The organism is Halochromatium sp., from assembly GCF_046541315.1.
Classification (GTDB): Bacteria; Pseudomonadota; Gammaproteobacteria; order Chromatiales; family Chromatiaceae; genus Lamprobacter.
Genome location: NZ_JBKHDN010000164.1, coordinates 1 through 6157, shown reverse-complemented (window position 1 = coordinate 6157; position 6157 = coordinate 1). Strand labels below are relative to the sequence as shown.

General features: G+C 65.8%; 6 protein-coding genes. 2 read left to right on the top strand and 4 right to left on the bottom strand.

Annotation, left to right across the window (positions count from 1 at the left end):
* Positions 1-47: 47 nt before the first annotated feature.
* The gene (gene larE, locus ACLFQI_RS10630; protein ID WP_410759187.1) at positions 48-830 is read right to left on the bottom strand and encodes an ATP-dependent sacrificial sulfur transferase LarE; all 783 of its coding nucleotides are present in this window, start codon (positions 828-830) and stop codon (positions 48-50) included.
* Between the two features lie 339 nt (positions 831-1169).
* On the opposite strand from larE, the gene ACLFQI_RS10625 reads away from it, so the two are divergent.
* A complete protein-coding gene (locus ACLFQI_RS10625; protein ID WP_410759185.1) occupies positions 1170-1691 on the top strand; it encodes a DUF302 domain-containing protein in 522 nt (173 codons plus the stop codon).
* Here ACLFQI_RS10625 and ACLFQI_RS10620 read toward each other — a convergent pair.
* The 3 genes from ACLFQI_RS10620 to ACLFQI_RS10610 are packed head-to-tail and all read right to left on the bottom strand — an operon-like array spanning position 1688 to position 5409.
* A complete protein-coding gene (locus tag ACLFQI_RS10620) occupies positions 1688-2911 on the bottom strand; it encodes an MFS transporter (RefSeq protein ID WP_410759183.1) in 1224 nt (407 codons plus the stop codon). The genes ACLFQI_RS10625 and ACLFQI_RS10620 overlap by 4 nt on opposite strands.
* A 29-nt stretch (positions 2912-2940) precedes the next feature.
* The gene (gene aroC / locus ACLFQI_RS10615) at positions 2941-4056 is read right to left on the bottom strand and encodes a chorismate synthase (RefSeq protein WP_410759181.1); all 1116 of its coding nucleotides are present in this window, start codon (positions 4054-4056) and stop codon (positions 2941-2943) included.
* A 27-nt stretch (positions 4057-4083) separates the two neighbouring features.
* Positions 4084-5409 (bottom strand): TolC family outer membrane protein, encoded by a 1326-nt coding sequence (locus tag ACLFQI_RS10610; protein WP_410759179.1) that lies wholly within the window; start codon positions 5407-5409, stop codon positions 4084-4086.
* A 220-nt stretch (positions 5410-5629) separates the two neighbouring features.
* On the opposite strand from ACLFQI_RS10610, the gene ACLFQI_RS10605 reads away from it, so the two are divergent.
* Positions 5630-6157 (top strand): YheT family hydrolase (locus ACLFQI_RS10605; protein ID WP_410759177.1); only part of this gene is annotated, 528 nt, incomplete at its 3' end.

Genomic DNA, 6157 nt, shown 5'->3' with positions numbered 1-6157 from the left:
GGCGCATCAATGAGCGACGATGGCCTCGCAAGCGCTGGGCTGACCGGCTAGTCGGTCATGCTGCCGGACTGGTATCCGAGCAGATCCATGGTGACATAACGGAAGCCGAAACGCTGGATGCCTTCGATCACCGTGCCGGCGTCGCTGAGCAGGCGCTCGCGTTGGACCGGGGCGACCTCGATCCGGGCGAGGTCGCCGTGGCAGCGCAGGCGCACCCAGGTGTATCCCAGTTGGGTCAGAAACCGCTCGGCCTCCTCGATGCGCTGCAGCTGCTCCATCGAAAACCGGACATTGAAGCCGATGCGCGTCAGCAAGCACGCGGTGGTCGGCTTATGCCAGGTCGGCAGATCCATCTCGCGCGCCAGCTGGCGCACGGCAGCCTTGTCGAGGCCGGCCTCGATGAAGGGACTGCGAATCCCGAGTTCGCGCAGCGCGCGCAAGCCCGGGCATTGTTCGTCGGCGTCGTCGGTATTGCTGCCGTCGAGCAGGGGAGCAAAGCCATGGTCGGCCGCGCTCGCCAACAGATGGCCGTACATCGCGCGCTTGCAGCGATAGCAGCGATCGGCCGGATTGTGCTCCATGCCCTCGGGCATCGGGATCTCGACCAGCTCGTGGCGCACCGCCAATTTGGTGGTCAGGGCCACCGCGTCGCCGATCTCCTGGCGCACCATGTAGGGCGTCACCGCCGTCAGCGCGAGCACGCGTTCGGCGCCGAGCCGCTTGCGCAGCAACGCCAGCAGCAGGGTGCTGTCGGCGCCCCCCGAGAAGGCCACGGCGGCCGTCTCCACTCCTTCAAGCTGCTCGATCAGCGCACCATGGCCTTGCTCCATCGTGCTCCTCCTCTAGTCCCCTCAGGGTGTTTGCGCGCGCCCCAAGTTCATTGGCTCGGGTTCGTTATCGATGTGATCCGGCGCCGAGTATACGCCCGGCGTCACGGCGGTCACAGCCCGGCTCCGCAGGCCGACTCGATCCGCCGACTCGATCCGACTCGATCCACCGGCGCGCCGGCCCGCGCCACCGCTTAATCCCACTGGCCGACTGCGATTTGGCAAAGCACCCAAGGACAGGTCACAATGATCCTGGGGCGCGTCATCCATAAGAGATCGGCCGGCCCTATCGCCAGCTTGCCGTGGCTGGACGAATCACACACCAAACGAGGTTGACGACCCATGCGTTCCAAGCCGTTGCCGTTCCTGCCATCCCCAATCGTCTTGCCGACGTTCTTGCTGGCGTTCCTGCTGGCGCTCGTCAGCGTGGGCGCCAGCGCGCAAGGCATTGCCCTCGCGGACACCGTGCTGAAGATGCCGCTGGCCGATGACGTGTCCATGGACGATGCCGTCGACTCGATGAAACTGCGCGCCAATTCATTGAATTTCAAGCTGGTCGCCCATTTACCGCTGTCTCAGGAGCTGGCGGCGATGGAGGTCGAGTCGGGGCGGATCGAGATCTTCCAATTTTGCGACGCGCGCATCGCCAACGAGATGCTCCAGTTCAATACCGACTTTGCCGCCTACCTGCCCTGCCGGATCGCGCTCATCGAGGATACCGAGGGTCGGCCCTGGCTGGTGACCCTGGATCTGGGCAAGATCATCCCCAGCGCCGACCTGCCGCCGGACCTGCTCGAGAAGGCCGAACTGGTGCGCGACAATATCGAATCGATCATGACCGCCGGCGCCAACGGCGAACTCTAACCCCCTGGCTCAAGGCTCGGCACGGGCGGCTCGCTCGCGCGCTTGCCGAGCCATACCGCCAGGAAGCCAAGCGCGGCAAAGCCGGCCGCGACCGCATAGGTCCAAGCGGCACCCGCCTCCGACCACAGCAGGCCACTGGTCAGACTGCCGAGCGCCCCGCCGGCACCAAAGCTGATGCTGTTGTACGCGGCTTGCCCGCGGCCCTGCGTCGGCCCGGGAAAGTAACGATGGGTGAGGTGGATCGCCGAGGCATGGAACACGCCGAAGGTCGCCGCATGCAGAATCTGGACGAGGATCTGCAGCGCCACGACCTCCACGAGGAACCCAATCACGAGCCAACGAACCACCGCCAGCGCAACACTCACCAGCATCAGTCCCTGGGCGCTGAAGCGCTCCAGCAGCCAGTGCATGCGCAAGAACACCAGCACCTCGATGGCCACGCCCAAGGCCCAGAGCGCCCCGACCGCGGCTTCCGAATAGCCTTCCGCCTCAAGATGGATGGAGTAAAACGCATAATAGGCGCCGTGACTGGCCTGCATCAGCAAGCAGGCGGCGAGAAACAACGAGATCTCGCGGCGTTGCAGCAAACGCCGCAACGATGGCTGCGCGAGCGTGCCAGGCTGCGGCGATCCATCGGGGGTTCCGCCTAGGCATTGAGCCGATCGGCGATCCGGGCTGCGATCCGGGGGACGATCCGGAATCGCCAAGACGCTCAGCCAGACGCCGCCGAACAGCAGCAGCACCGCAATCGGCACGACGCCGGCACCCGCCTGCTGTTGCCACCAACCAACCCCGAGCACCACCAGGATGAAGCCGATGCTGCCCCAGACCCGGACCTGCGCATAACGGCTGACCCGCGCCCCCAGATGGTTGAAGGTGACCGCCTCCATCAGCGGTAAGGGCCCATTCCAGAAGAAGCTCCAGACGGCCATGGTCAAGGCCATGAGCCAGATGCCCTCGGCCCAGAACACCGCGCAGAAGCTCAGCAGCGCGATCAACGCGCCGAGACGCACGATCGGCATGCGGGTTCCGCGCCGATCGGCGATCACACCAAAGAGATTCGGCGCCAGGATCTTGGTGCCCATCAGAATCGCCATCAGCCCGCCGATGGCGACCGGCTCGAAGCCGCGTTCGAGCAGATAGGGCCCCCAGAACGGCATCAGCGCGCCGAGCGCGGCGAAGTGGAAGAAGTAGTAGCTCGAAAGACGCGCGTACGGCATCGGCTCGGCCAGACGACGCAGCAGCCGACTCAGGGCGCTTGCGACGGGATCGGCGCCAGCGGCGGTGCCACCTGGGCATTCTGCGCGCGCTGGCGCAGCAGATGATCGATCAGCACCAGCGCCAGCATGGCCTCGGCGATCGGGGTCGCGCGGATGCCGACACAGGGATCATGGCGGCCGGTGGTGATGACCTCGGTCGCGGCACCGGCGATGTCGATGCTGCGGCCCGGCAGGCGGATGCTGGAGGTTGGTTTCAGCGCCAGCCGGGCGACGATGTCCTGACCGGTCGAGATGCCGCCGAGCACGCCGCCGGCATGGTTGGAGAGGAATCCCGCCGGGGTCATCTCGTCGCGATGTTCGGTGCCGCGCTGGGCGACACTGTCAAAGCCGGCGCCGATCTCGACGCCCTTGACCGCGTTGATGCTCATCAGCGCATGGGCGATATCGGCATCGAGGCGGTCGAAGATCGGCTCGCCCAGGCCGGGTGGCAGGCCGGTGGCGATGACCGTGACCTCGGCGCCCACCGAATCGCCGGACTTGCGCAGCTCATCCATATAGGCCTCGAGTTCGGCCACCTGGGCCTGGCCGCCACAGAAGAACGGGTTCTGCTCGACCTGCGCCCAAGCGAAGGCCGCATCGCCCGGCACCGGCAGCCTGATCGGGCCCAGTTGCGACAGGCAACCGCGGATCTCGATTTGTTGCAGGCGGCGCAGACAGCACTTGGCGATGCCGCCGGCGGCGACGCGGATCGCCGTCTCGCGCGCCGAGGAACGCCCGCCGCCGCGATAGTCGCGCCGGCCATACTTCATCGTATAGCTGTAATCGGCGTGTCCGGGTCGGAAGCGGGTGGCGATCTCGGAGTAATCCTTCGAGCGCTGGTCTTGATTCTCGATCAGCAATCCGATCGGCGCGCCGGTGGTCTCGCCCTCGAACACGCCGGAGAGAATCCGCACCCGATCCGCCTCGCGCCGTTGGGTCGTATGGCGGGAGCGTCCCGGCGCGCGCCGGTCGAGATCATGCTGCAGGTCGGCCTCGCTCAACGGCAGACCAGGCGGACAACCGTCGACGATACCGCCGATCGCCGGACCATGACTCTCGCCGAAGCTGGTGACGACGAACGAGCGACCGAAGCTGTTTCCTGACACGGGAGCGAACCAGTAGGCTGAGAGAAATCAATTGGTTGGCGGCTGTACCATGTCCTGATCGGTGAGCCAGGCATTACCCTTGGCCAAGACGTCGCGGGTCAGGGTACTGGTCGCCTGATGCAGAAGGATGCCGTTGAGGATGTAGTCATAGCGCGCCGAGAGATAGTCGAACTCGGCCTGGAACAGGTTGCGTTGGGCATTGAGTACGTCGACCTGGGTGCGGGTGCCGACCTCGAGTCCCGCCTCGGTGGACTCCAGCGAGCTGCGCGCCGAGACGATCGCGGCCTGGCGCGCCTTCACATCGCTGATGCTCGACAGGATGCCGCGAAAGGCATCCTTGACCTGGTTCATGACCGCGCGACGTTGCTGATCGAGCCGGTCTTGCGAGGCCCGGAATTGATGCCCGGCCTGACGCGTCGACGAGGCGACGGCCCCGCCCTGGTAGATGGGGATATTGACGTTGAGGCCGATGAAGCCGGAGTCGGTATCGGTTCCGAACTCCCGACCGGTGCGCGAGACATCATAGCCGGCCTGCACATCAACGCTTGGAAAATAACCGGATCGTTCGATCTCGATGCTCTTGCGTGCCGCCTCGGCCGCCGCCTTCGCCGCCGCGATGCCGTAGTTGTTCGCCAGCGCGGTCTCGGCCCAGACATTGATGTCGTTCGGCTCCGGCGGGGTCAGCGGCAGGCGATCGCCGAGCCGCGCCAATGGCACCCTGACCGGTCCGACGATGCGGCGCAGCGCCTCCCAGGCATTATCCAGCTCGTTTTCGGCGGTGATCAGGTCGGCGCGCGAGCGGTCGAAGGCGGCCTGGTTGTCGTTGACGTCGGTGATCGCGACCAGACCGACCTCGAAGCGCTGTTTCGATTGCTCCAACTGGCGCTCATCGGCGGTGACCAAGGCCTCTCGCACCCGCACCAGATCGGAGGCGCGCAGCACCTCGAAATAGGCCTCGGTGGTGCGCACCATGAGTTCGATCTCGGCATTCCGAAACTCGGCCTCGGCCTGCGCGATGGTATCGTCGGCTTGGTTGAGGCGTATCCAGTCGCCACGGTTGTAGACCGACTGCGACACGCTGGCGGAGAGACTCGTCGTCTCAAAGGTCTCGTTACGGTTGGATTCAGTGAGCGCCTGGCTCTCACCGCGCGACTCGACGGCGTTGTAATCGACGCTGCCAGAGAGACCAAAATTAGGCAGCAACAGCGACCGTGCCTGGGGCTTCGCCTCTCGACTTGCATAAAAGGTCTGCTCCGCCTCGCGCAGCGCCGGATCGGCCCGGACGGCGAGATCGTAGATCTGCAACAGATCCTCGGCCCGCGCCTGCGATGGCAGCAGAGAGGCCGGCAGCATGGGTATGCACAGCAGCGCGATTGGGCCCAGGGCCCTCCTAAGCGATCTCATCATCGTTCTCGGTCATAATCCGTTGGAATCAGCGGGGCGGCGTTGGCGGTCGGCCGCATATGCCCGTGGAGTATAGGCGAGCACCCTAAGCGCCCACAATGTCAGCTAGCACCCGTCGCCGTCAATTCGGAGATGCGATGCACCACCGATAGCAACCAAGCGTGACCCCATGACCCACGGCAGAATCATCGACAGCGACTTCCGCCCGCCCTGGTGGCTGAGGAATCCACATCTGCAGACGCTCTGGCCAAAGCTGCTGATGCAGCTGAGGCAACGTGGCGGCGCGAGCGCACCGCCGCAGACAGCGCTCGAGCGGCGCCGCATCGAGCTTGCCGATGGCGATTTCATCGACCTCTCGATCGGCATCCAGCGCGAGGGGCCGCGCGTGCTGATCCTGCACGGGCTCGAGGGCGGGCTCGATTCGCACTATGCTGGCAGTCTGGTCGATCGGCTCGCGGGCGATGGCTTCCAGCCGGTCTTCATGCATCTGCGTGGCGCCAGCGGCGAGCCGAACCGCCTCGCGCGCTCCTACCATTCCGGGGCCAGCGAGGATCTGCGCGCGGTGCTCGAGGCCTTGGCCGCAGACCCCGAGGGCCCGCCACTGGCCGCCATCGGCTTCTCGCTTGGCGGCAATCTGCTGCTCAAGTACCTGGGGGAGTGCTGGAACGAGCCCGGCGCCGGTCCCGGCCCTGAGCCG

Coding starts and splice junctions, on each gene's coding strand:
- larE (WP_410759187.1), bottom strand. CDS start 830: ATGGAGCAAGGCCATGGTGCGCTGATCGAGCAGCTTGAAGGAGTGGAG.
- ACLFQI_RS10625 (WP_410759185.1), top strand. CDS start 1,170: ATGCGTTCCAAGCCGTTGCCGTTCCTGCCATCCCCAATCGTCTTGCCG.
- ACLFQI_RS10620 (WP_410759183.1), bottom strand. CDS start 2,911: ATGCCGTACGCGCGTCTTTCGAGCTACTACTTCTTCCACTTCGCCGCG.
- ACLFQI_RS10610 (WP_410759179.1), bottom strand. CDS start 5,409: ATGCTGCCGGCCTCTCTGCTGCCATCGCAGGCGCGGGCCGAGGATCTG.